This window comes from Pseudomonas sp. BF-R-24 (assembly GCF_019947335.1).
In the GTDB taxonomy this organism is placed as follows: domain Bacteria; phylum Pseudomonadota; class Gammaproteobacteria; order Pseudomonadales; family Pseudomonadaceae; genus Aquipseudomonas; species Aquipseudomonas jessenii.
In genome coordinates this window covers 199,083-222,793 of sequence record NZ_JAGYGG010000002.1, presented here as the reverse complement: position 1 = coordinate 222,793, position 23,711 = coordinate 199,083, and the positions used below count along the sequence as shown (strand labels likewise).

The 23,711-nt window shown below is 60.9% G+C and carries 29 protein-coding genes; 19 read left to right on the top strand and 10 right to left on the bottom strand.

Annotated features, from left to right (window positions below):
- Positions 1 to 239: 239 nt before the first annotated feature.
- The 7 genes from gshB (at position 240) to KGA98_RS02585 (ending at position 6,246) form a co-directional block, all read left to right on the top strand.
- On the top strand, positions 240 to 1,193 hold the full coding sequence (gshB, locus tag KGA98_RS02615) for a glutathione synthase (protein WP_150814825.1): 954 nt from the start codon (positions 240 to 242) through the stop codon (positions 1,191 to 1,193).
- A gap of 64 nt (positions 1,194 to 1,257) precedes the next feature.
- On the top strand, positions 1,258 to 2,157 hold the full coding sequence (locus KGA98_RS02610) for an energy transducer TonB (RefSeq protein WP_057712923.1): 900 nt from the start codon (positions 1,258 to 1,260) through the stop codon (positions 2,155 to 2,157).
- Positions 2,158 to 2,338: 181 nt separating this feature from the next.
- On the top strand, positions 2,339 to 2,911 hold the full coding sequence (locus KGA98_RS02605) for a YqgE/AlgH family protein (RefSeq protein ID WP_057712922.1): 573 nt from the start codon (positions 2,339 to 2,341) through the stop codon (positions 2,909 to 2,911).
- On the top strand, positions 2,911 to 3,348 hold the full coding sequence (gene ruvX, locus KGA98_RS02600; RefSeq protein WP_056726497.1) for a Holliday junction resolvase RuvX: 438 nt from the start codon (positions 2,911 to 2,913) through the stop codon (positions 3,346 to 3,348). The genes KGA98_RS02605 and ruvX overlap by 1 nt, the downstream gene beginning before the upstream one ends.
- A 79-nt stretch (positions 3,349 to 3,427) precedes the next feature.
- Positions 3,428 to 3,931 (top strand): bifunctional pyr operon transcriptional regulator/uracil phosphoribosyltransferase PyrR, encoded by a 504-nt coding sequence (gene pyrR / locus KGA98_RS02595; protein WP_057712921.1) that lies wholly within the window; start codon positions 3,428 to 3,430, stop codon positions 3,929 to 3,931.
- A 27-nt stretch (positions 3,932 to 3,958) separates the two neighbouring features.
- The gene (locus tag KGA98_RS02590; RefSeq protein WP_046039254.1) at positions 3,959 to 4,978 is read left to right on the top strand and encodes an aspartate carbamoyltransferase catalytic subunit; all 1,020 of its coding nucleotides are present in this window, start codon (positions 3,959 to 3,961) and stop codon (positions 4,976 to 4,978) included.
- Positions 4,975 to 6,246: a dihydroorotase gene (locus KGA98_RS02585; RefSeq protein ID WP_223500832.1), complete on the top strand. Its 1,272-nt coding sequence runs from the start codon at positions 4,975 to 4,977 to the stop codon at positions 6,244 to 6,246. Before KGA98_RS02590 ends, KGA98_RS02585 begins: the two co-directional genes overlap by 4 nt.
- Before the next feature lie 115 nt (positions 6,247 to 6,361).
- Here KGA98_RS02585 and KGA98_RS02580 read toward each other — a convergent pair whose 3' ends face one another.
- The gene (locus KGA98_RS02580) at positions 6,362 to 6,790 is read right to left on the bottom strand and encodes an NINE protein (protein ID WP_057712919.1); all 429 of its coding nucleotides are present in this window, start codon (positions 6,788 to 6,790) and stop codon (positions 6,362 to 6,364) included.
- A 251-nt stretch (positions 6,791 to 7,041) separates the two neighbouring features.
- On the opposite strand from KGA98_RS02580, the gene KGA98_RS02575 reads away from it, so the two are divergent.
- Positions 7,042 to 7,662, top strand: a complete 621-nt coding sequence (locus KGA98_RS02575) for a C40 family peptidase (RefSeq protein WP_057712918.1) — start codon at positions 7,042 to 7,044, stop codon at positions 7,660 to 7,662.
- 131 nt (positions 7,663 to 7,793) lie between these two features.
- On the opposite strand, the gene KGA98_RS02570 is transcribed toward KGA98_RS02575, so the two are convergent.
- The gene (locus tag KGA98_RS02570) at positions 7,794 to 8,828 is read right to left on the bottom strand and encodes a type IV pilus twitching motility protein PilT (RefSeq protein WP_223500821.1); all 1,035 of its coding nucleotides are present in this window, start codon (positions 8,826 to 8,828) and stop codon (positions 7,794 to 7,796) included.
- A gap of 56 nt (positions 8,829 to 8,884) precedes the next feature.
- On the opposite strand from KGA98_RS02570, the gene KGA98_RS02565 reads away from it, so the two are divergent.
- The 10 genes from KGA98_RS02565 to KGA98_RS02520 all read left to right on the top strand — a co-directional run bounded on the left by KGA98_RS02565 (position 8,885) and on the right by KGA98_RS02520 (position 15,865).
- Positions 8,885 to 9,571, top strand: a complete 687-nt coding sequence (locus tag KGA98_RS02565; RefSeq protein ID WP_057712916.1) for a YggS family pyridoxal phosphate-dependent enzyme — start codon at positions 8,885 to 8,887, stop codon at positions 9,569 to 9,571.
- A gap of 35 nt (positions 9,572 to 9,606) precedes the next feature.
- The gene (gene proC, locus KGA98_RS02560; protein WP_090451947.1) at positions 9,607 to 10,425 is read left to right on the top strand and encodes a pyrroline-5-carboxylate reductase; all 819 of its coding nucleotides are present in this window, start codon (positions 9,607 to 9,609) and stop codon (positions 10,423 to 10,425) included.
- A gap of 10 nt (positions 10,426 to 10,435) precedes the next feature.
- Positions 10,436 to 11,026: a YggT family protein gene (locus tag KGA98_RS02555; protein ID WP_223500819.1), complete on the top strand. Its 591-nt coding sequence runs from the start codon at positions 10,436 to 10,438 to the stop codon at positions 11,024 to 11,026.
- Positions 11,027 to 11,030: 4 nt separating this feature from the next.
- On the top strand, positions 11,031 to 11,327 hold the full coding sequence (locus tag KGA98_RS02550) for a DUF167 domain-containing protein (RefSeq protein WP_008046477.1): 297 nt from the start codon (positions 11,031 to 11,033) through the stop codon (positions 11,325 to 11,327).
- Between the two features lie 181 nt (positions 11,328 to 11,508).
- Positions 11,509 to 12,648 carry a homoserine O-succinyltransferase MetX gene (metX, locus tag KGA98_RS02545; protein WP_223500817.1) on the top strand — a complete coding sequence of 380 codons (1,140 nt, stop codon included), beginning with the start codon at positions 11,509 to 11,511 and terminating at the stop codon, positions 12,646 to 12,648.
- 7 nt (positions 12,649 to 12,655) lie between these two features.
- Positions 12,656 to 13,276 (top strand): methionine biosynthesis protein MetW, encoded by a 621-nt coding sequence (gene metW, locus KGA98_RS02540; protein ID WP_056726485.1) that lies wholly within the window; start codon positions 12,656 to 12,658, stop codon positions 13,274 to 13,276.
- Positions 13,277 to 13,302: 26 nt separating this feature from the next.
- Complete coding sequence (locus KGA98_RS02535; RefSeq protein WP_057712913.1) at positions 13,303 to 13,737, top strand: DUF4426 domain-containing protein; 435 nt, start codon at positions 13,303 to 13,305, stop codon at positions 13,735 to 13,737.
- Positions 13,734 to 14,330, top strand: a complete 597-nt coding sequence (gene rdgB / locus KGA98_RS02530; RefSeq protein WP_007987823.1) for an RdgB/HAM1 family non-canonical purine NTP pyrophosphatase — start codon at positions 13,734 to 13,736, stop codon at positions 14,328 to 14,330. The genes KGA98_RS02535 and rdgB overlap by 4 nt, the downstream gene beginning before the upstream one ends.
- The gene (gene hemW / locus KGA98_RS02525; protein ID WP_223500811.1) at positions 14,327 to 15,532 is read left to right on the top strand and encodes a radical SAM family heme chaperone HemW; all 1,206 of its coding nucleotides are present in this window, start codon (positions 14,327 to 14,329) and stop codon (positions 15,530 to 15,532) included. Before rdgB ends, hemW begins: the two co-directional genes overlap by 4 nt.
- A gap of 9 nt (positions 15,533 to 15,541) precedes the next feature.
- Entirely contained in the window at positions 15,542 to 15,865 is a 324-nt protein-coding gene (locus tag KGA98_RS02520; protein ID WP_007987827.1) for a DUF3392 domain-containing protein, read from the top strand.
- A 131-nt stretch (positions 15,866 to 15,996) separates the two neighbouring features.
- On the opposite strand, the gene trmB is transcribed toward KGA98_RS02520, so the two are convergent.
- From trmB to KGA98_RS02500, 4 genes are all read right to left on the bottom strand, one after another.
- Positions 15,997 to 16,722 carry a tRNA (guanosine(46)-N7)-methyltransferase TrmB gene (trmB, locus tag KGA98_RS02515; RefSeq protein WP_057712910.1) on the bottom strand — a complete coding sequence of 242 codons (726 nt, stop codon included), beginning with the start codon at positions 16,720 to 16,722 and terminating at the stop codon, positions 15,997 to 15,999.
- Between the two features lie 9 nt (positions 16,723 to 16,731).
- Positions 16,732 to 17,526: a thiazole synthase gene (locus tag KGA98_RS02510; protein ID WP_007975390.1), complete on the bottom strand. Its 795-nt coding sequence runs from the start codon at positions 17,524 to 17,526 to the stop codon at positions 16,732 to 16,734.
- A 60-nt stretch (positions 17,527 to 17,586) separates the two neighbouring features.
- Entirely contained in the window at positions 17,587 to 17,787 is a 201-nt protein-coding gene (gene thiS, locus KGA98_RS02505; RefSeq protein WP_198530228.1) for a sulfur carrier protein ThiS, read from the bottom strand.
- A 71-nt stretch (positions 17,788 to 17,858) separates the two neighbouring features.
- On the bottom strand, positions 17,859 to 18,239 hold the full coding sequence (locus tag KGA98_RS02500; RefSeq protein ID WP_057712909.1) for a DUF423 domain-containing protein: 381 nt from the start codon (positions 18,237 to 18,239) through the stop codon (positions 17,859 to 17,861).
- A 74-nt stretch (positions 18,240 to 18,313) separates the two neighbouring features.
- On the opposite strand from KGA98_RS02500, the gene mtgA reads away from it, so the two are divergent.
- Entirely contained in the window at positions 18,314 to 19,036 is a 723-nt protein-coding gene (gene mtgA / locus KGA98_RS02495) for a monofunctional biosynthetic peptidoglycan transglycosylase (RefSeq protein WP_057712908.1), read from the top strand.
- A 162-nt stretch (positions 19,037 to 19,198) separates the two neighbouring features.
- Here the strand turns inward: mtgA and rpoH are convergent, their stop codons facing one another.
- From rpoH to ftsY, 4 genes are all read right to left on the bottom strand, one after another.
- Entirely contained in the window at positions 19,199 to 20,053 is an 855-nt protein-coding gene (rpoH, locus tag KGA98_RS02490; RefSeq protein ID WP_007975386.1) for an RNA polymerase sigma factor RpoH, read from the bottom strand.
- 120 nt (positions 20,054 to 20,173) lie between these two features.
- Positions 20,174 to 21,196, bottom strand: a complete 1,023-nt coding sequence (gene ftsX, locus KGA98_RS02485; protein WP_057712907.1) for a permease-like cell division protein FtsX — start codon at positions 21,194 to 21,196, stop codon at positions 20,174 to 20,176.
- The gene (ftsE, locus tag KGA98_RS02480; RefSeq protein WP_007975383.1) at positions 21,193 to 21,864 is read right to left on the bottom strand and encodes a cell division ATP-binding protein FtsE; all 672 of its coding nucleotides are present in this window, start codon (positions 21,862 to 21,864) and stop codon (positions 21,193 to 21,195) included. The genes ftsX and ftsE overlap by 4 nt, the downstream gene beginning before the upstream one ends.
- Positions 21,861 to 23,402, bottom strand: coding sequence for a signal recognition particle-docking protein FtsY (gene ftsY / locus KGA98_RS02475; RefSeq protein ID WP_057712906.1), 1,542 nt, complete (start codon positions 23,400 to 23,402; stop codon positions 21,861 to 21,863). Before ftsY ends, ftsE begins: the two co-directional genes overlap by 4 nt.
- Positions 23,403 to 23,711: the final 309 nt, after the last annotated feature.

The following is a 23,711-nucleotide window of genomic DNA, read 5'->3' as shown; positions in this document are numbered from 1 at the left end:
AGTCTCCAACACCAATCTATCGGCCGACCCGCAAGGTGGTTTTTCCTTGACCGGGAACACACTCAGCGCCACTCTGACGCCACTTTTATACGCTGATCTTTTGTAGGAGCGAGCTCGCTCGCGATGGCCGTCAACGATAACGCGTGCTGGCTGGATAAGCGTGTTGTTCTCGGGTTCATCGCGAGCGAGCTCGCTCCTACAGAGATCGACATAGCCCCCCAAATTTCGAGGAAACACCCATGAGCGTTCGCGTCGGGATTGTCATGGACCCTATCGCCAGCATTTCCTATAAAAAGGATAGCTCGCTGGCCATGCTGCTGGCCGCGCAAAAGCGTGGCTGGGAGCTGTTCTACATGGAACAGCGCGACCTGTATCAGGGCGAAGGCCAGGCCCGGGCCCGGATGCGCCCGCTGCAGGTTTTTGCCAACCCGGAAAAATGGTTCGAACTGGGGGCCGAAAGCGACGCGCTGCTGAGCGATCTGGACGTGATCCTGATGCGCAAGGATCCGCCGTTCGACCTGGAGTTCGTCTACTCCACCTATTTGCTGGAGCAGGCCGAGCGCGCCGGCGTGCTGGTGGTCAACAAGCCACAAAGCCTGCGCGACTGCAACGAGAAGCTGTTCGCCACGCTGTTCCCGCAGTGCACACCGCCGACCGTGGTCAGCCGCCGCGCCGACGTGTTGCGTGAGTTCGCCGCCAAACACGGCGATGTGATCCTCAAGCCCCTGGACGGCATGGGCGGCACGTCGATTTTCCGTCACCGCGCGGGCGATCCGAACCTGTCGGTTATCCTCGAAACCCTGACCGCCCTCGGCGCCCAGCAGATCATGGGCCAGGCCTACCTGCCGGCGATCAAGGATGGCGACAAGCGCATCCTGATGATCGATGGCGAGCCTGTGGATTATTGCCTGGCGCGGATTCCGGCCCAGGGCGAAACCCGTGGCAACCTCGCTGCCGGGGGGCGTGGCGAAGCCCGCCCGCTGACCGACAAGGACCGCTGGATCGCCGCGCAAGTCGGCCCGACCCTACGTGAAAAAGGCCTGCTGTTCGTTGGCCTGGACGTGATCGGCGAGCACCTGACCGAGATCAACGTCACCAGCCCGACCTGCATTCGCGAGATTGATAACGCGTTTGGCACCGACATCGGCGGCATGCTGATGGATGCCATCGATCAGAAGCTCAAGGCACGTTGATTAGCCAAACCAACATTGCGTTATCATGCGCGGCCTGTGAAAACGCGATGTTGGTTTCCTTGTCATGACACTCCCGTCCGATCTGCCTGCCGAACTCGCCCACCGTGGCGTGCGCCCGGTCGATCGCCTCGGTTTTACCCTGTTTCTGGCAGCGCTGATCCACCTGGCCTTGCTGTTGGGTGTCGGGTTTGCAGTGGTCGAGCCCAAGCAGATCAGCAAAACCCTGGAAATCACCCTCGCCACCTTCAAAAGCGAAAAAAAGCCCGAGAAAGCCGATTTCCTGGCCCAGGAGAATCAGCAAGGTAGCGGCACCCTGGATAAAAAGGCGATTCCCAAGACCACCGAGGTCGCGCCGTTCCAGGACAACAAGGTACAAAAAGTCACGCCACCGCCGGCTGCCAAGCCTGAAGTGCAGGAAGCCCCGCCCAAGGCTGCCGTGACCACCGTGGCGCCGAAGCCGAAAAAAGCCCCCGCCAAGACCGAGGAGCCCAAGACCGAGGTAAAAACCCAGGTCCAGGCGCCGACCTTCGACAGCGAGCAACTGTCCAGCGACATCGCCAGCCTGGAAGCGGAACTGGCCGCCGAACAACAGCTGTACGCCAAGCGCCCGCGCATTCACCGCTTGAGCGCGGCCTCGACCATGCGCGACAAGGGCGCCTGGTACAAGGACGAATGGCGCAAGAAAGTCGAGCGCATCGGCAACCTCAACTACCCCGACGAAGCGCGGCGCAAACAGATCTATGGCAACTTGCGCCTGATGGTGTCGATCAACCGTGATGGCTCGCTGTATGAAGTGCTGGTGCTGGAGTCTTCAGGCCAGCCGCTGCTGGACCAGGCGGCGCAACGGATCGTCCGGCTGGCGGCACCGTTTGCACCGTTTACCGGGGACTTGTCGGATATTGACCGGCTGGAGATCATCCGCACCTGGAAATTTGCCCGAGGGGATAGACTCTCAAGCAATTGATTCACAGCAAACCCCCTGTGGGAGCGGGCTTGCTCGCGAATGCGGTCGGTCAATCAATATAGATGTAGACTGACACGACGTCTTCGCGAGCAAGCCCGCTCCCACATTTGATCCGTGTCGACAGCCAAATTGCGGCATCCCCAGCTTGTCAGTTCGCCCCTCGAACGCCACACTAGCGGTCATGAAAAACGTCAGCCCCAGCTACCTCAAGCATCAATTCCTGATCGCCATGCCGCACATGGCCGACCCGAACTTTGCGCACACCTTGACCTACATCGTCGAGCACACGGCCAATGGCGCCATGGGGCTGGTGGTCAACCGTCCGCAAGATCTGAACCTGGCCGATATCCTTGAGCAATTGCGCCCGGAAATCGAACCTCCAGCGCTCTGCCAGCATGTACCGATCTTCATCGGTGGCCCGGTGCAGACCGATCGCGGTTTCGTCCTTCACCCCAAGGGCCAGAGCTTCCAGGCGACCGTTGATCTGGAAGACGAGTTGGCCCTGTCGACCTCCCAGGACGTGCTGTTCGCCATCGCTGACGGCGTCGGCCCGGCAAAAAGCCTGATCGCCCTCGGCTACGCCGGTTGGGAAGCCGGGCAACTGGAGGCCGAACTGGCGCAGAACGCCTGGCTGAACTGCCCATTCGACGCGGACATCCTGTTCAACACCAGCAGCGAACTGCGTCTGGAAGCGGCCGCCAAACACCTGGGCGTCAACCTCAGCCTGCTGACCAGCCAGGCGGGGCACGCCTGATGGCCCTGAAGCTGATTCTGGGTTTTGACTACGGCACCAAACAGATCGGCGTTGCGGTCGGCCAGGTGATTACCGGCCAGGCCCGCGAGCTGTGCACCCTGAAGGCGCAGAACGGCATTCCTGACTGGAACCAGGTCGAAGCCCTCATCAAAGAGTGGAAACCCGATGCCGTGGTGGTCGGCCTGCCGTTGAACATGGACGGTACGCCCAGCGACATGTGCGCCCGCGCGGAAAAGTTCGCCCGGCGCCTGAACGGCCGCTTCAACCTGCCCTTCTATACCCACGATGAACGTCTGACCACCTTCGAGGCCAAGGGCGAACGCCTGGCTCGTGGCGGCCAGAAAGGCAGTTACCGCGACAACCCGGTCGATGCCATCGCCGCCGCCCTGCTGCTGCAAGGCTGGCTCGACGAAAACACCGCACTGTTTGAATCCTGAAGAGCCGCTGTGCGTCTCTCTTAGCTACAACCCGAGCCACTTCCCGCACAGGCTGGCTCGGGCCCAAGAAGGAGCAACCATGAGCCTGCCCAATCCCGCCGAACTGATCAGCCAGATGGCGACCCGACTTGACGCCTATCTGGCCAAACGAGGCATCAGCGACCCGCGTTTCATCGGCATCCGTACCGGCGGCGTCTGGGTGGCCCAGGCTCTGCTCAAGGAGCTGGGCAGCAATGACCCCCTCGGCACCCTGGACGTGTCCTTCTACCGCGACGATTTCAGCCAGAACGGCCTGCACCCGCAGGTTCGCCCTTCGGCGTTGCCGTTCGAGATCGAAGGCCAGCACCTGGTGCTGATCGACGACGTGCTGATGAGCGGCCGGACCATCCGTGCCGCCATGAACGAACTGTTCGACTACGGCCGCCCGGCCAGCGTAACGCTGGTGTGCCTGCTGGACCTGGACGCCGGCGAACTGCCGATCCGCCCGAACGTGGTTGGCGCGACCCTGTCGCTGGCGGCCCACGAACGGGTAAAGCTGTCCGGTCCCGAGCTCGCGCTCGAACTGCAAGACCTCGCCCTTTAATTCGCCCTATTGAGAGTCCCCCTTGCGATGACGCCTCTAGAAACCAAGCGCCCGCTGCAGCTCAATGATCAGGGCCAGCTGCGCCACTTCCTCTCGCTCGACGGTTTGCGCCGCGAACTGTTGACGGAAATCCTCGACACTGCCGACTCCTTCCTTGAAGTCGGCGCCCGGGCCGTGAAGAAAGTCCCGTTGCTGCGCGGCAAGACCGTGTGCAACGTGTTCTTCGAGAACTCCACCCGTACCCGTACCACCTTCGAACTGGCGGCCCAGCGCCTCTCGGCGGACGTGATCACCCTCAACGTGTCGACATCGTCGGCAAGCAAGGGCGAAACCCTGCTCGACACCCTGCGCAACCTGGAAGCCATGGCTGCCGACATGTTCGTCGTGCGCCACGGCGATTCGGGTGCCGCGCACTTCATCGCCGAACATGTTTGCCCACAAGTGGCGATCATCAACGGCGGTGACGGCCGGCACGCTCACCCGACCCAGGGCATGCTCGACATGCTCACCATCCGCCGGCACAAGGGCGGGTTCGAAAACCTTTCGGTGGCCATCGTCGGCGACATCCTGCACTCGCGGGTTGCGCGCTCGAACATGCTGGCCCTGAAAACCCTGGGTTGCCCGGATATTCGCGTGATTGCGCCGAAAACCCTGCTGCCGATCGGCATCGAGCAATACGGCGTGAAGGTCTACACCGACATGACCGAAGGCCTGAAGGACGTCGACGTGGTGATCATGTTGCGCCTGCAGCGTGAACGCATGACCGGCGGCCTGTTGCCGAGCGAAGGCGAGTTCTACCGCCTGTTCGGCCTGACCACCGCGCGCCTGGCCGGCGCCAAGCCCGATGCCATCGTGATGCACCCGGGGCCGATCAACCGTGGCGTGGAAATCGAGTCTGCGGTGGCCGACGGCCCGCACTCGGTGATCCTCAACCAGGTGACCTACGGGATCGCCATTCGTATGGCGGTACTGTCCATGGCCATGAGCGGGCAGACTGCGCAACGCCAATTCGAGCAAGGCCAATTCGAGCAGGAGAAAGCCCAGTGAAGCTCAGCATTCTCGGCGCCCGCGTGATCGATCCGGCCAGCGGCCTGGATCAAGTGACCGATATCCACATTGAAGCCTGCAAAGTCGTCGCCCTTGGCGCGGCGCCAGCCGGTTTTGTCGCCGTCGACACGATTGACGCCAAAGGCCTGGTGGCCGCTCCCGGCCTGGTCGACCTCAACGTTGCCCTGCGCGAGCCGGGTTACAGCCGCAAAGGCTCGATTGTCAGCGAAACCCGCGCGGCGGCGGCTGGCGGCGTGACCAGCCTGTGCTGCCCGCCAAAGACCAAACCGGTGCTGGACACCTCGGCGGTGGCCGAACTGATCCTCGACCGTGCCCGCGAGGCCGGCAACACCAAAGTCTTCCCGATCGGCGCCCTGAGCAAAGGCCTGGACGGTGAACAGCTGGCAGAGCTCGTAGCATTGCGCGATGCCGGTTGCGTGGCCTTCGGCAACGGCCTGGAGAGTTTCCGCAACACCCGCACCCTGTGCCGCGCGCTGGACTACGCAGCGACTTTCGACCTGACGGTGATTTTCAACTCCCAGGATTACGACCTGGCCGAGGGCGGCCTGGCTCACGAAGGCCCGACCGCCAGCTTCCTTGGCCTGCCGGGCATCCCGGAAAGCGCTGAAACCGTCGCCCTGGCCCGGGATCTGCTGCTGGTTGAACAGACCGGCGTGCGCGCGCACTTCAGCCAGCTCACCAGCGCACGCGGCGTAGAGCTGATCGCCCAGGCCCAGGCCCGGGGCCTGAAGGTGACAGCGGATGTCGCCCTGTACCAGCTGATCCTGACCGACGAAGCCCTGATCGACTTCAGCAGCCTGTATCACGTCCAGCCACCGCTACGCACCCGCGCCGACCGCGACGGCCTGCGCGCAGCGGTGAAATCGGGCGTGATCTCGGCGATCTCCAGTCATCACCAACCCCATGAGCGTGACGCCAAACTGGCACCGTTCGGCGCGACCGAGCCGGGCATCAGTAGCGTTGAACTGCTATTGCCACTGGCAATGACCCTGGTCGAAGACGGCTTGCTGGACCTGCCGACGCTACTGAAACGCCTGAGCGTCGGCCCTGCAGAGGCCCTGCGCCTGCCGGCAGGCAAACTGGCGGTAGGTGGCGCGGCGGACATCGTGCTGTTCGACCCTGCGGCCTCGACCGTGGCCGGTGAAACATGGCTGTCCAAGGGCGAAAACTGCCCGTTCATTGGCCACAGCCTGCCGGGTGTGGTGCGTTATACCCTGGTGGATGGGCGGATCAGCCACCAGGCTTAAGACCGCGTCGCCTGCATTCGCGAGCAAGCCCGCTCCCACATTGGTTCTGCGATGAACACAGTATTTGTGAACACCAAAGATCAAATGTGGGAGCGGGCTTGCTCGCGAAGACGATTTAGAAGGCGCCTCTATTCTGCGCATTACGCACAGAAACCTGGTCGTTCAACGTCCAGAAGTCATACAGCACCCCGAGAAAGAACAACCCGCCCGTCAGCAGGTACAGCAACCCGCTGATCCATTTCCCCTGATACATCCGGTGCACGCCGAACACCCCGAGAAACGTCAGCAGGATCCACGCCACGTTGTATTCGACGGGGCCTGCGGTGAACCGCAGGTCCGCTTCACGGTCCATGGACGGGATCAGGAAAAGGTCGATCAGCCAACCGATCCCCAGCAAGCCGAAGGTGAAGAACCAGATCGTCCCGGTCACCGGCCTGCCGTAATAGAAGCGGTGAGCCCCGGTAAAACCGAAAATCCACAGCAGGTAACCGATCACTTTGCTGTGGGTGTCTTGCTGCTGGACAGCCTGTTGATAGGGGTTCATGAATGACCTCGATTCACACGATAGATAAATATTCTTTAATTCTTTGTGACTTTTTTACAGGCACCCGACGTATGGCAAGTGCTACCTTCACTCCCGTCAAAGCCTTGTAACACCGGACTCCTGTCCGACAATTGCACCATTTTGCCGCTTTTTTGCCACCATTGCCCCCCGGATTGAATCGACCAACGGCCTCGGAAGCGGCAAAAAAGCTGTTATAAAGTTGCGCGCTAACCTATTAAGAGCCTTGCCTAATGCGTTCATTTTTCAAGACATGGCTAACCATTTGCCTTTTGATGCCACTGGCCGCCCACGCCACCAATCGTGAGCAACGTCTTCCAAACGTTAATGGTTACACCCCAAAATCCCATGCCTCTGCTCCTTCGAGCAAAGACAAGAAATCCGCTAAATATGCTCCAAGCCTGGCCAGCAGCAAAAGCGGCCTGGTTCCACCGATGGGCACCAAGGAAAGCAGCGACGTGCTTAGCCGCGCCGTGAACGTCCTCGGCACTCCCTATCGTTGGGGCGGCAGCAGCCCAAGCAAAGGCTTCGATTGCAGCGGCCTGGTGAAATACGCGTTCAACGACGCCACGTTCGACCTGCCACGCACCTCCAACGCCATGGCCAGCGGTCATGGGGAGAAAGTCGATCGCAACGACCTGAAGCCGGGCGACCTGATTTTCTTCAACATCAAGAGTCGTCGGGTCAATCACGTTGCCATTTACCTGGGTAACGACCGCTTCATCCACGCGCCACGTCGTGGCAAGTCGGTCTCCATCGACACTTTGAAGAAACCGTACTGGGAAAACCACTACGTGGTTGCCAAGCGGGTCCTGCCGAAAGAACAGAATGCGTTGCGGGTTGTTCAGCGCTGATTTCAGCGCCCTGAATCTGCATCGAACATGATGACCCCATCGCGAGCAAGCTCGCTCCCACAGGATTAATGCAGTCCATGTGGGAGCGGGCTTGCTCGCGAAGAGGCCCTTGAAAGCACCTCAAATCTTCCTCAAAAATTATCCGGTGACCGCGCCTTCTCCCGCGCATGGTCACGACTGACCAACCCCTTGGTCACCAGGTCCTTCAAGCTCATATCCAGCGTCTGCATCCCCAACGACCCTCCCGACTGAATCGCCGAGTACATCTGCGCCACCTTGTCCTCGCGGATCAGGTTCCGGATCGCCGATGTCCCCAGCATGATCTCGTGGGCCGCGACGCGTCCGCCGCCGATTTTCTTCACCAGGGTCTGGGACACCACCGCCAGCAGCGACTCGGAGAGCATCGAGCGCACCATCGACTTCTCGTCCCCCGGAAACACATCGACCACCCGGTCGATGGTTTTCGCCGCCGACGTGGTGTGCAGCGTGCCGAACACCAGATGGCCGGTTTCGGCCGCGGTCAACGCCAGGCGAATGGTTTCCAGATCGCGCATCTCCCCCACCAGGATCACATCCGGGTCTTCCCGCAGTGCCGAACGCAAGGCGGTGGCGAAACTACGGGTATCACGATGGACTTCACGCTGATTGATCAGGCATTTGCGCGACTCGTGAACGAACTCGATGGGGTCTTCGATGGTGAGGATGTGGTGATGGCGATGGGTATTGAGGTAATCGATCATCGCCGCCAGCGTAGTGGACTTGCCGGAACCGGTCGGGCCGGTTACCAGCACCAGGCCACGGGGAGCGTCGGTCATCTTGCGGAACACGTCGCCCATGCCCAGCTCATCCATGCTCTGCACTTTCGCCGGGATGGTGCGAAACACCGCGCCCGCGCCACGGTTCTGGTTGAACACATTGACCCGAAAACGCGCCACGCCGGGCACTTCAAAGGAAAAGTCGGTTTCCAGATGCTTTTCGAAGTCCACCCGCTGGGCGTCATTCATGATGGCATGGATCAGAGTCTGCACCTGTTGGTGATCCAGGGCCGGCAGATTGATGCGTCGCACATCACCGTCGACGCGAATCATCGGCGGCAGGCCGGCGGACAAGTGCAGATCGGATGCCCCCTGTTTGGCGCTGAATGCCAGCAGCTCAGTGATATCCATAGCACCTCTCAATTCCAGTAGAATGCCGCGAACCTTCAGACCGCTGGCACCTCTTGATGTCCACCATAGCAGACAACATTCTTCAGGTTAGTTCGCGCATACATGCTGCAACACTTGCCGCGAACCGCGCCGAAAACAGCGTCCAGTTGCTGGCTGTGAGCAAGACCAAACCCGCTCAAGACCTGCGTGAAGCCTACGCCGCCGGCCTGCGCGACTTTGGCGAGAACTACCTTCAGGAAGCGCTGGGCAAGCAACTCGAACTGGCCGACCTGCCCTTGATCTGGCACTTCATCGGCCCCATTCAATCGAACAAGACTCGCGCTATCGCCGAGCACTTCGACTGGGTGCATTCCGTGGATCGCCTGAAAATCGCACAACGGCTGTCCGAACAACGTCCCGCCGATTTGCCGCCCTTGAACATCTGCATTCAGGTCAATGTCAGCGGCGAGGCCAGCAAGTCCGGCTGCACTCCGGCCGATCTGCCGGCCCTGGCCAACGCCATCTGCGCCCTGCCGCGCCTGAAACTGCGCGGGTTGATGGCAATCCCCGAGCCGACGGAAGATCGCGCCACCCAGGATGCCGCTTTCGCTACCGTGCAAAGCCTGCAAGCCAGCCTGAACCTGCCGCTCGACACACTTTCCATGGGCATGAGCCACGATCTCGAATCGGCCATCGCCCAAGGCGCCACTTGGGTGCGGATCGGTACCGCCCTGTTTGGCGCCCGCGACTACGGCCAGCCTTGAAAAATGGCTGACTCTTCTCTTTATAAGGACCTGACATGAGCAAGACACGTATTGCCTTTATCGGTGCCGGCAACATGGCCGCCAGTCTGATCGGCGGCCTGCGGGCCAAGGGTCTGGAAGCGGCACAGATCCGCGCCAGCGATCCGGGCGAAGAAACCCGTGCCCGCGTGAGCGCTGAACACGGCATAGAAACCTTTGCCGACAACGCCCAGGCCATCGACGGTGCCGACGTGGTCGTGCTGGCGGTCAAACCCCAGGCGATGAAAGCCGTGTGCGAAGCCATTCGCCCAAGCCTCAAGCCCCATCAACTGGTGGTTTCGATTGCCGCAGGCATCACCTGCGCCAGCATGAACAACTGGCTCGGCGCCCAGCCGATCGTGCGCTGCATGCCCAACACCCCGGCGCTGGTGCGTCAGGGCGCGAGCGGTCTGTTCGCAACAACCGAAGTGTCAGCCGAACAGCGTCAGCAGGCCCAGGAGTTGCTGTCCGCGGTCGGTATCGCCCTATGGCTGAATGACGAGCAGCAATTGGATGCCGTCACCGCCGTTTCCGGCTCGGGCCCGGCGTATTTCTTCCTGCTGATCGAAGCCATGACCGCCGCCGGCGTGAAACTCGGCCTGCCGGCGGACATCGCTGCGCAACTGACCTTGCAAACCGCCCTGGGCGCCGCACATATGGCGGTCTCCAGCGACGTCGACGCGGCCGAGTTGCGCCGCCGTGTCACCTCGCCTGCCGGCACCACGGAAGCTGCAATCAAGTCGTTCCAGGCCAATGGCTTTGAAGCCTTGGTCGAAAAAGCACTCGGCGCTGCCGCGCATCGCTCGGCCGAGATGGCCGAACAACTGGGTCAATAAGGAGCTTTTCATGATTGGATTGAATACCGCAGCGGTCTACGTGCTGCAAACCCTCGGCAGCCTGTACCTGCTGATCGTGCTGATGCGTTTCGTACTGCAACTGGTGCGGGCGAACTTCTACAACCCGATCTGCCAGTTCATCGTCAAGGCCACCCAGCCGCTGCTCAAGCCGCTGCGCCGGATCATCCCGAGCGTGTTCGGCCTGGACATGTCCTCGCTGGTGCTGGCGATCCTGGTGCAACTGGCGCTGATGGCCCTGACCCTGCTGCTGACCTACGGCACCATCGGCAACCCGCTGCAATTGCTGATCTGGTCGTTCATCGGCGTGACCGCGCTGTTCATGAAGATTTTCTTCTTCGCCCTGATCATCAGCGTGATCCTGTCCTGGGTCGCCCCGGGCAGCCATAACCCGGGCGCCGAACTGGTGAACGACGTCTGCGAACCGGCCCTGGCGCCGTTCCGCAAGTTCCTGCCAAGCCTGGGCGGCCTGGATCTGTCGCCGATCTTTGCGTTCCTGGCACTCAAGCTGATCGACATGCTGGTGATCAACAACCTCGCCGCCATGACCATGATGCCGCAAATCCTCCGCGTGTTGATCTGACCCGGTGAGCTGGTTTCGCTGGGACGGTGACGACCTGATTCTGGAGTGTCACCTGCAACCGGCAGCCCGCAGTGATGACTTCTGCGGGCTGCACGGCGATCGCCTGAAGATCCGCCTGACCGCGCCGCCGGTCGAGGGCAAGGCCAACGCGTATCTGATGGCGTTTCTGGCCAAGGCCTTTGGCGTGTCCAAGAGCCAGGTCAGCCTGATCAGTGGCGAGTTGAACCGGCAGAAACGGGTGCGAATCTGCTCGCCGAAGAAGTTGCCGGACTTGCCTGATCTGGTGCGTCCCGCAGGCTGACCGCGTCATCGTTCATCGCGAGCAAGCTCGCTCCCACATGGACCGCATCAATCCTGTGGGAGCGGGCTTGCTCGCGAAGGCCGCACCACGGTTCTGCTGAATGAAATCAGGCCCGATCGTTGCTTGCCGCTAACCCCAGCGGTCTTTAGACTTACGCCTCATTTCAATGAGAGCAGGGTCGATGCCAGCTGCCTTTCCCCCCGATTCTGTTGGTCTGGTGACGCCGCAAGTGGCGCACTTCAGCGAACCCCTGGCGTTGGCCTGCGGTCGCTCGCTCCCGGCCTATGACCTGATCTACGAAACCTACGGCACGCTCAACGCCACGGCGAGCAACGCCGTGCTGATCTGCCACGCCCTGTCCGGCCATCACCACGCCGCCGGCTACCACAGCGCCGACGACCGCAAACCCGGTTGGTGGGACAGCTGCATCGGTCCCGGCAAGCCGATCGACACCAGCAAGTTCTTCGTGGTCAGCCTGAACAACCTCGGCGGCTGCAACGGTTCCACCGGCCCGAGCAGTATCAACCCGGACACCGGCAAGCCGTTCGGCGCCGACTTTCCGGTATTGACCGTGGAAGACTGGGTGCACAGCCAGGCGCGCCTGGCGGACCGTCTCGGCATCGCCCAGTTCGCGGCCGTGATCGGCGGCAGCCTCGGCGGCATGCAGGCGATGCAATGGAGCATCACTTACCCTGACCGCATCCGTCACTGCCTGGCCATTGCCTCGGCACCCAAGCTGTCGGCGCAGAACATCGCGTTCAACGAAGTGGCGCGCCAGGCGATCCTCACCGACCCGGAATTCCACGGCGGTTCGTTCCAGGAACACAACGTGATCCCCAAGCGCGGCCTGATGCTGGCGCGGATGGTCGGGCACATCACCTACCTGTCCGACGACTCCATGGGCGAGAAATTCGGCCGCGGGCTCAAGAGCGAGAAGCTCAACTACGACTTCCACAGCGTCGAGTTCCAGGTGGAAAGCTACCTGCGCTATCAGGGCGAAGAGTTCTCCGGGCGCTTCGATGCCAACACCTATCTGTTGATGACCAAAGCGCTCGATTACTTCGATCCGGCGGCGAACTTCGACGATAACCTGGCGAAAACCTTTGAAGGCGCCAAGGCCAAGTTCTGCGTGATGTCGTTCACCACCGACTGGCGCTTCTCCCCTGCCCGCTCGCGGGAACTGGTGGACGCGCTGATGGCCGCGCGCAAGGACGTCTGCTACCTCGAGATCGACGCTCCGCAAGGCCACGACGCCTTCCTGATTCCGATCCCGCGCTACCTGCAGGCATTCAGCAATTACATGAACCGCATTACGTTGTGAGAAAGCCATGAGAGCTGATCTGGAAATCATCCAGGAATGGATCCCCGCCGGCAGCCGCGTGCTCGACCTCGGGTGCGGCGATGGCGAACTGCTGACCTGGCTGCGCGATAACAAGCAAGTCACCGGTTATGGCCTGGAAAACGACGCCGACAATATCGCCGAGTGCGTGGCCAAGGGCATCAACGTCATCGAACAGGACCTGGACAAGGGCCTGGGCAACTTTGCCAGCAACAGTTTCGATGTCGTGGTCATGACCCAGGCGCTGCAAGCGGTGCACTACCCGGACAGGATCCTCGAGGAAATGCTGCGCGTCGGTCGCCAGTGCATCATCACCTTCCCCAACTTCGGCCACTGGCGGTGCCGCTGGTACCTGGCGAGCAAGGGCCGCATGCCGGTTTCCGAGTTCCTGCCGTACACCTGGTACAACACGCCGAACATTCACTTCTGCACCTTCGCCGACTTTGAAGCCTTGTGTCGCGAACGTGAAGCGAAGGTCATTGATCGGCTGGCCGTGGATCAACAGCATCGGCACGGGTGGGCCAGCAAGCTATGGCCTAATCTGTTAGGTGAGATCGGTATCTACCGCGTCAGCAGTCCGGGACTTTCCGACCACAAGGTCGCGGTCTGATCCACCCTACTTCAAGGAGAACGATCATGGGTCGTCTAGCGTTGTTTCTACTCACTGCCTGCCTGAGCGTCACCGCCATGGCCGCCGACGCCATCAAGAGCGAACGCAAGGAAACCTTCGGTGACGTGACGGTACACTACAACACCTTCAACTCCACCTACCTGCTACCGGACGTTGCCAAGGCTGCCCAGCTGACCCGCAGCAAGGATCAGGGCGTGATCAACATTTCGGTGATCAAGGCCGGCACGCCGATGGCGGCCGACGTCAGCGGCACCGTCAAAGACCTGACCAGCCAAAGCTACACACTGAACTTCAAGCAGGTCACCGAGCAAGGAGCGATTTACTACATCGCCCAATACCCGGTACCGCAGCAGGAAATCCGCACTTTCAACATCAAGGTGCAGACCGGCGACAAGATCAACACCATCAATTTCAACCAAGAGCTCTTCCCTGGCCAATGATCAACTTCACGCAACTCGTACTGGCCAGCCATAACGCCGGCAAACTCAAGGAACTCCAGGCCATGCTCGGCGAGTCGGTGCATCTGCGCTCGATCGGCGAGTTCAGCAGCGTCGAGCCTGAAGAAACCGGCCTGTCGTTCGTCGAGAACGCCATCCTCAAGGCCCGCAATGCCGCGCGCATTTCCGGCCTGCCGGCGCTGGCCGACGATTCCGGGCTGGCGGTGGATTTCCTTGGCGGCGCGCCCGGTATCTACTCGGCGCGTTATGCCGATGGCAAGGGCGATGCGGCGAACAACGCCAAGCTGCTCGACGTGTTGAAAGACGTGCCTGAAGCCGAACGTGGCGCGCAGTTCGTATGCGTGCTGGCACTGGTGCGCCACGCCGATGATCCGTTGCCGATCCTCTGCGAAGGTTTGTGGCACGGGCGAATCCTGACCCAGGCCAGCGGCGAACACGGTTTTGGCTACGACCCGCTGTTCTGGGTGCCGGAGCGCGATTGCTCCAGCGCCGAGCTGAGCCCAGGCGACAAGAACCAGATCAGCCACCGCGCCCGTGCAATGGATCTGCTGCGCCAGCGTCTGGGCTTGAAATGACCCGTGAATCATCCGCGTCGCCGCTGATCTTCGGCGGCGACGCTCTATCGCCTCGGGCGGCCCTGCCTGTGCTGCCGCCGCTGGCGCTGTATATCCACATCCCGTGGTGCGTGCGCAAATGCCCTTATTGCGACTTCAACTCCCACACCGCCAGCCCCGTGCTGCCGGAAGAAGAGTACGTCGACGCATTGCTGGCCGATCTCGATCAGGACCTGCACGCCGTCTATGGTCGTGAGCTGAGCTCGATTTTCTTTGGTGGCGGCACGCCAAGCCTGTTCAGCGCTGATTCGCTGGGTCGTTTGCTCAAAGGCGTCGAACAGCGCATTCCGTTTGCCAGCGACATCGAAATCACCCTGGAAGCCAATCCGGGGACGTTCGAGCAAGACAAGTTCGTGGCGTACCGGAAACTGGGGATCAATCGCCTGTCGATCGGTATTCAGAGCTTTCAGCAAGAAAAGCTCGAGGCCCTGGGACGGATTCATAACGGTGACGAAGCCGTACGCGCCGCCGGTATGGCGCGGCAGGCCGGGTTCGACAACTTCAACCTGGACTTGATGCATGGCTTGCCGAATCAGTCCCTGGACGATGCCTTGGCCGACCTGCGCACAGCCATCGCCCTGAAACCGACTCACCTGTCGTGGTATCAACTGACCCTGGAACCGAACACAGTATTCTGGAACCAGCCACCGACTCTGCCGGAAGACGACACGCTGTGGGACATTCAGGAGGCCGGGCAAGCACTGCTGGCTGAACATGGTTACGTGCAATACGAAGTTTCGGCCTATGCCCTGCCCGGTCGCCCGGCGCGCCACAACCTCAATTACTGGAGTTTTGGCGACTTCATTGGCATCGGCGCCGGCGCCCATGGCAAGCTCAGCCATCCGGACGGGCGCATCATTCGCACCTGGAAGACCCGCCTTCCGAAGGATTACCTGAATCCGGCGAAAAGCTTTAAGGCCGGCGAGAAAGCGCTGGGCAACGATGAAATGCCGTTCGAATTCCTGATGAACGCACTGCGCCTGACTGAAGGCGTCGAATCGCGGCTGTACCCGGAACGTACCGGCATGACGCTGGAAAGCCTCGCTGAAGGCCGCCGTGAAGCCGAACAAAGCGGCCTGTTGCAGGTCGAACCTTCACGTCTGGTAGCCACCGAGCGCGGACAACTCTTCCTCAACGACTTGCTGCAGAAATTTCTGACATAAGGAAATCGAATGGATTTGGTACTCGACCTGCTTGCCACTGTGTCTCGCTGGAGCCGCAGCAACCTCTCGGAAATCGCCCTGGCCCTGGTGGGCTGCCTGCTGGTGCTGTTTGGTGCGGATTTCAAAGGCTGGGTCGAGCAACGCCTGGGCAGCATCGCCGGCGCCTTGCGTGTGCCACTGATGTCTCTGCTGTGCATGATCGGCAGCGGCGCGGCGCTGATCTACGCCACGCCGTGGGTCGTGCGCGGCTTGAGCCAGTTCAACAACTACAGCCTGGCGCCGGTGTTGCTGGTGGTGCTGGTGTTGATTGGCGTGGTCGCTGACCGCCGCTGAACTTTGGCCACACCCAAAACAACTGTGGGAGCGGGCTTGCTCGCGAAAGTGGCGTATCAGACAACATTAATGTCGACTGACACGACGCCTTCGCGAGCAAGCCCGCTCCCACATTTTTTACCGTGTAAGTGTTAAGCCAGCTTCTCGAACTTCAAATCCCACACCCCATGCCCAAGACGCTCGCCACGGCGTTCGAACTTGGTGATCGGGCGCTCGGCCGGGCGTGGTACGCACTTGCCGTCTTCGGCAAGGTTGCGGTAACCCGGCGCGACGTTCATCACTTCCAGCATGTATTCGGCGTACGGCTCCCAGTCAGTGGCCATGTGCAGAATGCCCCCAACCTTCAACTTGCTGCGCACCAACTCAGCGAAGGACGCCTGAACGATACGACGCTTGTGGTGACGGCTCTTGTGCCACGGGTCCGGGAAAAACAGCATCAGGCGATCGAGGCTGTTATCGGCCACGCAGCGGTTGAGCACTTCGATCGCATCGCAATCGTAGACCCGCAGGTTGGTCAGGCCTTGTGTCAGCACGCCATTGAGCAGCGCACCGACACCCGGACGGTGAACCTCAACGCCAATGAAATCCTGATCCGGCGCAGCCGCTGCCATTTCCAGCAGCGAATGGCCCATGCCGAAACCGATTTCCAGCGAGCGCGGTGCCGAGCGACCGAACACCTGGTCGAAATCCACCGGCGCGTCGGCCAGCGGCAGCACGAACAGCGGAGTGCCCTGCTCCAGGCCCTTTTGCTGGCCTTCGGTCATGCGCCCGGCGCGCATCACGAAACTCTTGATTCGGCGGTGTTGGCGCTCGTCGCCTTCTTCCGTCTGGATAGGCGTGTCGTTCGATTCAGTCATCAATGGCTCTTACTTGATCAGACCATCCAGCGGCGAAGAGGCGCTGGCATAGAGTTTTTTCGGCATGCGGCCGGCGAGGTAGGCCAGTCGGCCTGCGACGATCGCATGTTTCATGGCTTCAGCCATCATGACCGGCTGCTGGGCGTGGGCAATGGCCGAGTTCATCAGCACGGCATCACAACCCAGTTCCATGGCGATAGTGGCGTCGGAAGCAGTACCGACACCAGCATCCACCAGCACCGGGATCTTGGCTTCTTCGAGGATGATCTGCAGGTTATATGGATTGCAGATCCCCAAACCGGAGCCGATCAGACCGGCCAGCGGCATCACGGCGATGCAACCGATTTCCGCCAACTGACGGGCGATGATCGGGTCGTCACTGGTGTAAACCATCACGTCGAAGCCTTCCTTGACCAGCGTTTCGGCGGCCTTGAGGGTTTCGATCACGTTGGGGAACAGGGTTTTCTGATCCGCCAGCACTTCCAGCTTGACCAGGTTGTGGCCATCGAGCAGCTCACGAGCCAGGCGGCAGGTGCGCACGGCCTCGATAGCGTCATAGCAACCGGCGGTGTTCGGCAGGAAGGTGTAGCGATCCGGCGACAGCACTTCGAGCAGGTTCGGCTCGCCCTCGATCTGGCCAAGGTTGGTGCGGCGCACGGCGAAGGTGACGATCTCGGCACCCGAGGCTTCGATGGCCAGGCGGGTTTCTTCCATGTCACGGTACTTGCCGGTACCGACCAGCAAACGCGACTGGTAAGTACGACCGGCCAGGACGAAAGGCTTGTCGCTGCGAACGATGCTCATGGGAAATCCTCTGTAGGGGTGAGGTACTTGCAGAATTCTGTGGCCACTGGGGCGAGGCTGCTAGCCGCCGCCGATGGCGTGCACCACTTCGACGTTGTCGCCGTCGTTCAACGTGGTGTCTGCGTGCAGACTGCGCGGGACGATATCCAGATTGAGTTCGACCGCCACCCGGCGACCGGTCAGGTCCAGACGGGTCAGCAGGGCCGCAACGGTTTCACCGTCGGGCAGTTCAAAGGATTCGCCGTTCAACTGAATGCGCATGCCGGATGCCGCCATCATTTTTAGGGGCTGGCATTCTAGCCCGATCGTGACCTAAAGGTCAGCAATAAGCGTCAAGTGGTCAGCGGCAAGCGCCAGGCGGCGAGACCCAGGCAGAGCCAGCCCGCGAGGAAGGCCAGGCCGCCGAACGGGGTGACAATGCCAAGCTTGCTGATACCCGTCAGCGTGAGCACGTACAGGCTGCCGGAGAACAGCAGGATGCCGATGGCAAAGGATGCGCCGGCCCACGTGAGCAAACGGCCGGGAATCTGCGTGGCCAGCAGCGCCACGCCCAGCAGCGCCAGGGTGTGCACCAGTTGGTAAGTGACGCCGGTATGAAAAATCGTCAGATATTCAGGTGTCAGACGGTTTTTCAGGCCATGGGCGGCAAAGGCCCCGAGGCCGACACCGGTGAAGCCGAAAAAAGCGGCCAGCATCAGAAAGCCACGCAGCATGCAGAACTCCAGTCAGTTTCGATCCAAAGGGTCTGTATAATGGCCCGCTCAACGGGTTCGGCCAAGCCATCTCTATGCTGCGTATCTATTTCCGTCATTTCTCCAAGGCCGTGCTCTGGTTCATGGGTGGCAGCGTATTGCTGGTGCTGATCTTTCGCGTGGTGCCGCCACCGGGGACGACGCTGATGGTCGAGCGCAAGATCGAATCCTGGTTTGACGGCGAACCCATCGACCTGCAACGGACCTGGAAACCCTGGGACGAAATCTCCGATGACCTGAAAGTCGCGGTGATTGCCGGCGAAGACCAGAAATTCCCGGAGCACTGGGGCTTCGATATCGGCGCAATTCAGGCGGCGTTTGCCCATAACGAGCGCGGCGGTTCGATCCGTGGCGCCAGTACCCTCAGCCAGCAAGTCTCGAAAAACCTGTTCCTGTGGTCTGGCCGCAGCTGGCTGCGCAAAGGCCTGGAAGCCTGGTTCACCGGACTGATCGAAGTGTTCTGGCCCAAGCAACGGATTCTTGAGGTGTACCTCAACAGTGTCGAGTGGGATGACGGCGTGTTTGGCGCCGAAGCGGCGGCCCGGCATCATTTTGGCGTGAGCGCCAGGAACCTCAGCCGTCAGCAATCGAGCTTGTTGGCCGCTGTACTGCCCAACCCTCGCGTGTGGAGTGCGAGCCATCCGACCGCTTACGTGGCGCGACGCGCAGGCTGGATTCGGCGACAGATGAGCCAGTTAGGTGGCGACAGCTATCTGGTCGGGCTGAACGATTCGCGCCGGGCGCCTTGGGCCCAATAACTGATCCCAATTTTTCAGACCCTGAAAACCACTGTGGGAGCGGGCTTGCCCGCGATGACGGCCTGACATTCAACTTTTATATTGAATGTTCGGGCCTCATCGCGAGCAAGCTCGCTCCCACAGGATCAATGATCGGGGCGTTTTTTATTGCCTGCTCGCCAGTTACGCAGCGATCGACAACTTGAGCTTGTTCATCGCGCTTTTCTCAAGCTGACGAATACGCTCGGCCGACACGTTGTACTTCTGCGCCAGGTCGTGCAGCGTGGCTTTTTCTTCCGCCAGCCAGCGCTGGTAGAGGATGTCACGGCTGCGGTCGTCCAGCACTTCCAGCGCTTCGTGCAGGTTGTGGTTGGAGTTGTCGCTCCAGTCGGCATCTTCCAGTTGACGGGCCGGATCGTACCGGTGGTCTTCCAGATAGTTGGCCGGCGACTGGAACGCACTGTCGTCGTCCGCTTCGGCAGCCGGATCGAAGGCCATGTCATGGCCGGTCAGGCGGCTTTCCATCTCGCGTACTTCCCGAGGCTCTACACCCAGGCTTTCCGCTACGCGATGGACTTCTTCGTTGTTCAGCCAGGCCAGACGCTTCTTCTGGCTGCGCAGGTTGAAGAACAGCTTGCGCTGGGCCTTGGTGGTCGCGACTTTCACGATGCGCCAGTTGCGCAGGATGAACTCGTGGATTTCCGCCTTGATCCAGTGCACGGCAAAGGACACCAGGCGCACGCCCATTTCCGGGTTGAAGCGCTTCACGGCCTTCATCAGGCCGACGTTGCCTTCCTGGATCAGGTCAGCCTGAGCCAGACCGTAGCCGGAATAGCTACGGGCGATATGTACGACAAAACGCAGGTGGGCGAGCACCATCTGCCGAGCCGCCCCCAAATCCTGCTCATAATAGAGACTCTCGGCCAGTTCACGCTCCTGCTCCGGCGACAGCAATGGAATGCTGTTGACGGTGTGCACATAGGCCTCCAGGTTCGCACCCGGGACCAGAGCATATGCAGGTTGCAAAGAATTGGTCATACGAAAAAACCTCCGACTTACAAACTCGTGCAGTTCAGCACTGCGAAAATTGACCGGAAACCGAAAGACAAGTTCCCTAAAACCCATAAACGCTGAAAGGTCAATACGAGCAAAATGATACTACTTAGGCGCAAGCTCCCTCAGGTGGCGTGCGACTGCAATCCATGCACCGATATACCCCAACAGCACCGCGCCAAGCAAGAGAGACAGACCGTCGGCAACTGGCACTCCAGCCAGCGCGAAATCACTGCCGTACAAACCGGCCAGCCCCACCACCGCGTCGTTCAGCCAATCAAGGCCGAACGCCAGAACGCCCCAGGACAGAATCCCCGCACCGAAGCCATACAGCGCACCCATATACAGAAAGGGCCTGCGCACATAGCTGTCAGTGCCGCCGACCAGTTTAATCACTTCTATCTCTGTGCGGCGGTTTTCAATATGAAGACGAATGGTATTGCCTATCACCAAAAGTAATGCAGAAACCAGAAGCACGGTCAGACCGAAGACAAAACGGTCACCCAGCTTGAGGATGGCTGCCAGACGCTCGACCCAGACTAAATCAAGTTGCGCCTGTTGTACCTTCGGCAGCTCGGATAGTTTTTGTCTTAATGCTTCAAGAGCCGGCTTGTCGACTTCAGTCGGCGTCACCAGGACCACGCCCGGCAGCGGGTTCTCCGGCAACTCCTTGAGCGCCTCGCCCAGCCCGGACTGTTGCTGGAACTCTTCCAGCGCCTGATCCCGGCCAACGTATTCGGCCTCGGCGACGCCAGGCATGCCCTTGATCTGATCGCGCAGCGCTTCGCCTTCGGCCGGCTTGGCCTCAAGGTCCAGATACAGGGAAATCTGCGCCGCACGCTGCCAGGAACCACCCAGACGCTCGACGTTACTTAGCAAAAGTGACAGCCCCATGGGCAAACTCAGGGCCACCGCCATCACCATGCAGGTGAAGAAACTGCCGATAGGCTGCTTGCCCAGGCGGCGCAGGCTGTCCACCAGGCTGGCGCGATGACTTTCGATCCAGGCGCGGAACAACGTGGCAAAGTCCGGCCCGTCGTCATCGTCGTGTTTTTTCTTTTGCGGTTGCGGATCGGCGGCCTTCGGGGCCACACGCTCGGAAACCTTGGGGCTACGCGTTGCACTCATACCGCGGCCTCCCCGTCACCGATCAATCGACCGCGTTGCAAGGTCAGCATGCGATGGCGCATGCGGGCGATCAGGGCCAGGTCGTGACTGGCGATCAGCACGCTGGTACCCAGGCGATTGATGTCTTCGAACACACCCATGATCTCGGCGGCCAGGCGCGGGTCGAGGTTACCGGTCGGCTCATCCGCCAGCAGCAAGGCCGGACGGTGAACGATGGCGCGGGCGATGCCGACGCGCTGCTGCTGACCGGTGGACAGGTCACCCGGGTACAGATCGGTTTTATCCGACAGCGCCACGCGCTCCAGTGCCGAGTCCACGCGCTTGGCGATCTCGGCCTTGGACAGCCCCAGGATCTGCAAAGGCAACGCGACGTTATTGAACACCGTGCGATCGAACAGCAACTGGTGATTCTGGAACACCACGCCGATCTGCCGACGCAAGAAAGGAATCTGCGCGTTGCTGATGGTGCTCAGGTCTTGCCCGGCGAGCAGCAACTTGCCGCTGGTCGGGCGTTCCATCGCCAGCAACAGGCGCAACAGCGTGGATTTACCGGCGCCGGAATGGCCGGTGACAAACAAGAACTCGCCACGACGGACTCGAAAGCTCAGCTCATGCAAGCCGACGTGACCGTTCGGGTAGCGCTTACCGACCTGTTCGAAACGAATCATGAACGCTCCCGCTCGGCAAACAATGCCTGGACAAAGGGTTCTGCTTCAAAGGTACGCAAATCGTCGATGCCTTCGCCGACGCCAATGTAGCGGATCGGCAGGCCGAATTGCTTGGCCAGGGCGAAAATCACCCCGCCTTTGGCGGTGCCGTCGAGCTTGGTCAGCGCCAGGCCGGTCAGTTCGACGGTCTGGTTGAATTGCTTGGCCTGGTTGATGGCGTTCTGGCCGGTCCCGGCGTCAAGCACCAACAGCACTTCGTGAGGTGCGTCGGCGTCGAGCTTGCCGATCACCCGGCGAACCTTTTTCAGTTCTTCCATCAGGTTGTCTTTGGTGTGCAGACGGCCGGCGGTGTCGGCGATCAGCACATCGATGCCACGGGCCTTGGCGGCCTGCACGGCGTCGAAGATCACCGAGGCCGAGTCAGCGCCAGTGTGCTGCGCGATCACCGGGATTTTGTTGCGCTCACCCCATACCTGCAATTGCTCCACCGCCGCGGCACGGAAGGTGTCGCCGGCGGCGAGCATGACTTTCTTGCCCTCCAGCTGCAGTTTCTTCGCCAGCTTGCCGATGGTGGTGGTCTTGCCGGCACCGTTGACGCCGACGACCAGAATCACGAACGGCTTGTTTTGCGAGGCGATTTTCAGCGGCTGCTCGACAGGCTTGAGCATCGCTGCCAGCTCGGCTTGCAGGGATTTGTACAGGGCATCGGCATCGGCCAGCTCCTTGCGCGCAACCTTCTGCGTCAGGCGCTGAATGATCACCGAGGTGGCTTCGACACCCACGTCGGCGGTCAGCAAACGGGTTTCGAGGTCTTCGAGCAACTCGTCATCAATGACCTTTTTGCCCAGGAACAGGCTGGCCATGCCTTCGCCGATACTGGCGCTGGTCTTGGACAGGCCCTGCTTGAGGCGGGCGAAGAAACCGGCTTTGGTTTCTTCGGTGCGTACCGGCTCGACCGGGGCTTCGACGGGCGCCGCGATCGGCTCAGGAATCGGAGCGGGTGCCGGTGCTTGAGCAACCGGAGCAACCGGAGCAACCGGAGCAACCGGAGCAACCGGAGCAACGAATACCGGAACCTCTGGCTGGCTGACAACGGGCACAGGCTCGGCCACGACGACTGGCTCAACAATCGGTTCGACCACAGGCGCGTGAACCGGGGCTGGCGTAAACGCTGCCGGAGCCGGAATCGGTGGTGTCACGTGAGGAGCCAGGTCATTTTCGACCAATGCCACGGGTTCTTCGGCCACTGGCAGGGTCAACCACGGTTCGGCCGCCGGGGCCGGAGGCTGTTCGGTGACGATTTCGCTGACTGGTTGGGGAACGGCTTCAACCTTGGGTTGCAGCGACGGCTCGGCAATCGGCAGAACAACCGGCGCGGGCGTTTCTTCTATTACCGGGACCGGCGTCGGCGCTGGTTCAGGAATGGCTGGTGGCTGTTCGACGACGGGTTCCTGCGGCTTTTTGCGCAGCCATCCGAACAGGCTTTTCTTCTCGCCAGCCGCAGCTGGGGTCTTCTTGTCGTCGTTGGAACCAAACATGGAGGACGGCTATCTCACGGTAGCGACGCGCCAATGGCGCCCCGGCAAATAAATATTCGATGCAGAACAGACTGCGATTGACCCAGCTTGTTCACGCGCAACATTTTGTCGAGGTGCGAACGGCACCTCACGGAAACGTTTTTACGAAGGACTAAAGCAGCAAAATCGGCGAAAAAGCAGAGTTTAGTTGATAAATTCCAACCTTCTGCTGCAAACCCATACAACCTGATCAAACGCAAAGGCCTGATAGGCGTGGCCGCCAGTAAAACGGATCAGTATCCTAGCACCCTCTCGCCCGCTGACGCTAAG

What these genes read in the sequence shown, in the direction of transcription:
- gshB (WP_150814825.1), top strand. Translation starts at nt 240, where the DNA reads ATGAGCGTTCGCGTCGGGATTGTCATGGACCCTATCGCCAGCATTTCC.
- KGA98_RS02610 (WP_057712923.1), top strand. Translation starts at nt 1,258, where the DNA reads ATGACACTCCCGTCCGATCTGCCTGCCGAACTCGCCCACCGTGGCGTG.
- KGA98_RS02605 (WP_057712922.1), top strand. Translation starts at nt 2,339, where the DNA reads ATGAAAAACGTCAGCCCCAGCTACCTCAAGCATCAATTCCTGATCGCC.
- ruvX (WP_056726497.1), top strand. Translation starts at nt 2,911, where the DNA reads ATGGCCCTGAAGCTGATTCTGGGTTTTGACTACGGCACCAAACAGATC.
- pyrR (WP_057712921.1), top strand. Translation starts at nt 3,428, where the DNA reads ATGAGCCTGCCCAATCCCGCCGAACTGATCAGCCAGATGGCGACCCGA.
- KGA98_RS02590 (WP_046039254.1), top strand. Translation starts at nt 3,959, where the DNA reads ATGACGCCTCTAGAAACCAAGCGCCCGCTGCAGCTCAATGATCAGGGC.
- KGA98_RS02580 (WP_057712919.1), bottom strand. Translation starts at nt 6,790, where the DNA reads ATGAACCCCTATCAACAGGCTGTCCAGCAGCAAGACACCCACAGCAAA.
- KGA98_RS02575 (WP_057712918.1), top strand. Translation starts at nt 7,042, where the DNA reads ATGCGTTCATTTTTCAAGACATGGCTAACCATTTGCCTTTTGATGCCA.
- KGA98_RS02570 (WP_223500821.1), bottom strand. Translation starts at nt 8,828, where the DNA reads ATGGATATCACTGAGCTGCTGGCATTCAGCGCCAAACAGGGGGCATCC.
- KGA98_RS02565 (WP_057712916.1), top strand. Translation starts at nt 8,885, where the DNA reads ATGTCCACCATAGCAGACAACATTCTTCAGGTTAGTTCGCGCATACAT.
- proC (WP_090451947.1), top strand. Translation starts at nt 9,607, where the DNA reads ATGAGCAAGACACGTATTGCCTTTATCGGTGCCGGCAACATGGCCGCC.
- KGA98_RS02555 (WP_223500819.1), top strand. Translation starts at nt 10,436, where the DNA reads ATGATTGGATTGAATACCGCAGCGGTCTACGTGCTGCAAACCCTCGGC.
- metX (WP_223500817.1), top strand. Translation starts at nt 11,509, where the DNA reads ATGCCAGCTGCCTTTCCCCCCGATTCTGTTGGTCTGGTGACGCCGCAA.
- metW (WP_056726485.1), top strand. Translation starts at nt 12,656, where the DNA reads ATGAGAGCTGATCTGGAAATCATCCAGGAATGGATCCCCGCCGGCAGC.
- KGA98_RS02535 (WP_057712913.1), top strand. Translation starts at nt 13,303, where the DNA reads ATGGGTCGTCTAGCGTTGTTTCTACTCACTGCCTGCCTGAGCGTCACC.
- rdgB (WP_007987823.1), top strand. Translation starts at nt 13,734, where the DNA reads ATGATCAACTTCACGCAACTCGTACTGGCCAGCCATAACGCCGGCAAA.
- hemW (WP_223500811.1), top strand. Translation starts at nt 14,327, where the DNA reads ATGACCCGTGAATCATCCGCGTCGCCGCTGATCTTCGGCGGCGACGCT.
- KGA98_RS02520 (WP_007987827.1), top strand. Translation starts at nt 15,542, where the DNA reads ATGGATTTGGTACTCGACCTGCTTGCCACTGTGTCTCGCTGGAGCCGC.
- trmB (WP_057712910.1), bottom strand. Translation starts at nt 16,722, where the DNA reads ATGACTGAATCGAACGACACGCCTATCCAGACGGAAGAAGGCGACGAG.
- KGA98_RS02510 (WP_007975390.1), bottom strand. Translation starts at nt 17,526, where the DNA reads ATGAGCATCGTTCGCAGCGACAAGCCTTTCGTCCTGGCCGGTCGTACT.
- thiS (WP_198530228.1), bottom strand. Translation starts at nt 17,787, where the DNA reads ATGCGCATTCAGTTGAACGGCGAATCCTTTGAACTGCCCGACGGTGAA.
- KGA98_RS02500 (WP_057712909.1), bottom strand. Translation starts at nt 18,239, where the DNA reads ATGCTGCGTGGCTTTCTGATGCTGGCCGCTTTTTTCGGCTTCACCGGT.
- mtgA (WP_057712908.1), top strand. Translation starts at nt 18,314, where the DNA reads ATGCTGCGTATCTATTTCCGTCATTTCTCCAAGGCCGTGCTCTGGTTC.
- rpoH (WP_007975386.1), bottom strand. Translation starts at nt 20,053, where the DNA reads ATGACCAATTCTTTGCAACCTGCATATGCTCTGGTCCCGGGTGCGAAC.
- ftsX (WP_057712907.1), bottom strand. Translation starts at nt 21,196, where the DNA reads ATGAGTGCAACGCGTAGCCCCAAGGTTTCCGAGCGTGTGGCCCCGAAG.
- ftsE (WP_007975383.1), bottom strand. Translation starts at nt 21,864, where the DNA reads ATGATTCGTTTCGAACAGGTCGGTAAGCGCTACCCGAACGGTCACGTC.
- ftsY (WP_057712906.1), bottom strand. Translation starts at nt 23,402, where the DNA reads ATGTTTGGTTCCAACGACGACAAGAAGACCCCAGCTGCGGCTGGCGAG.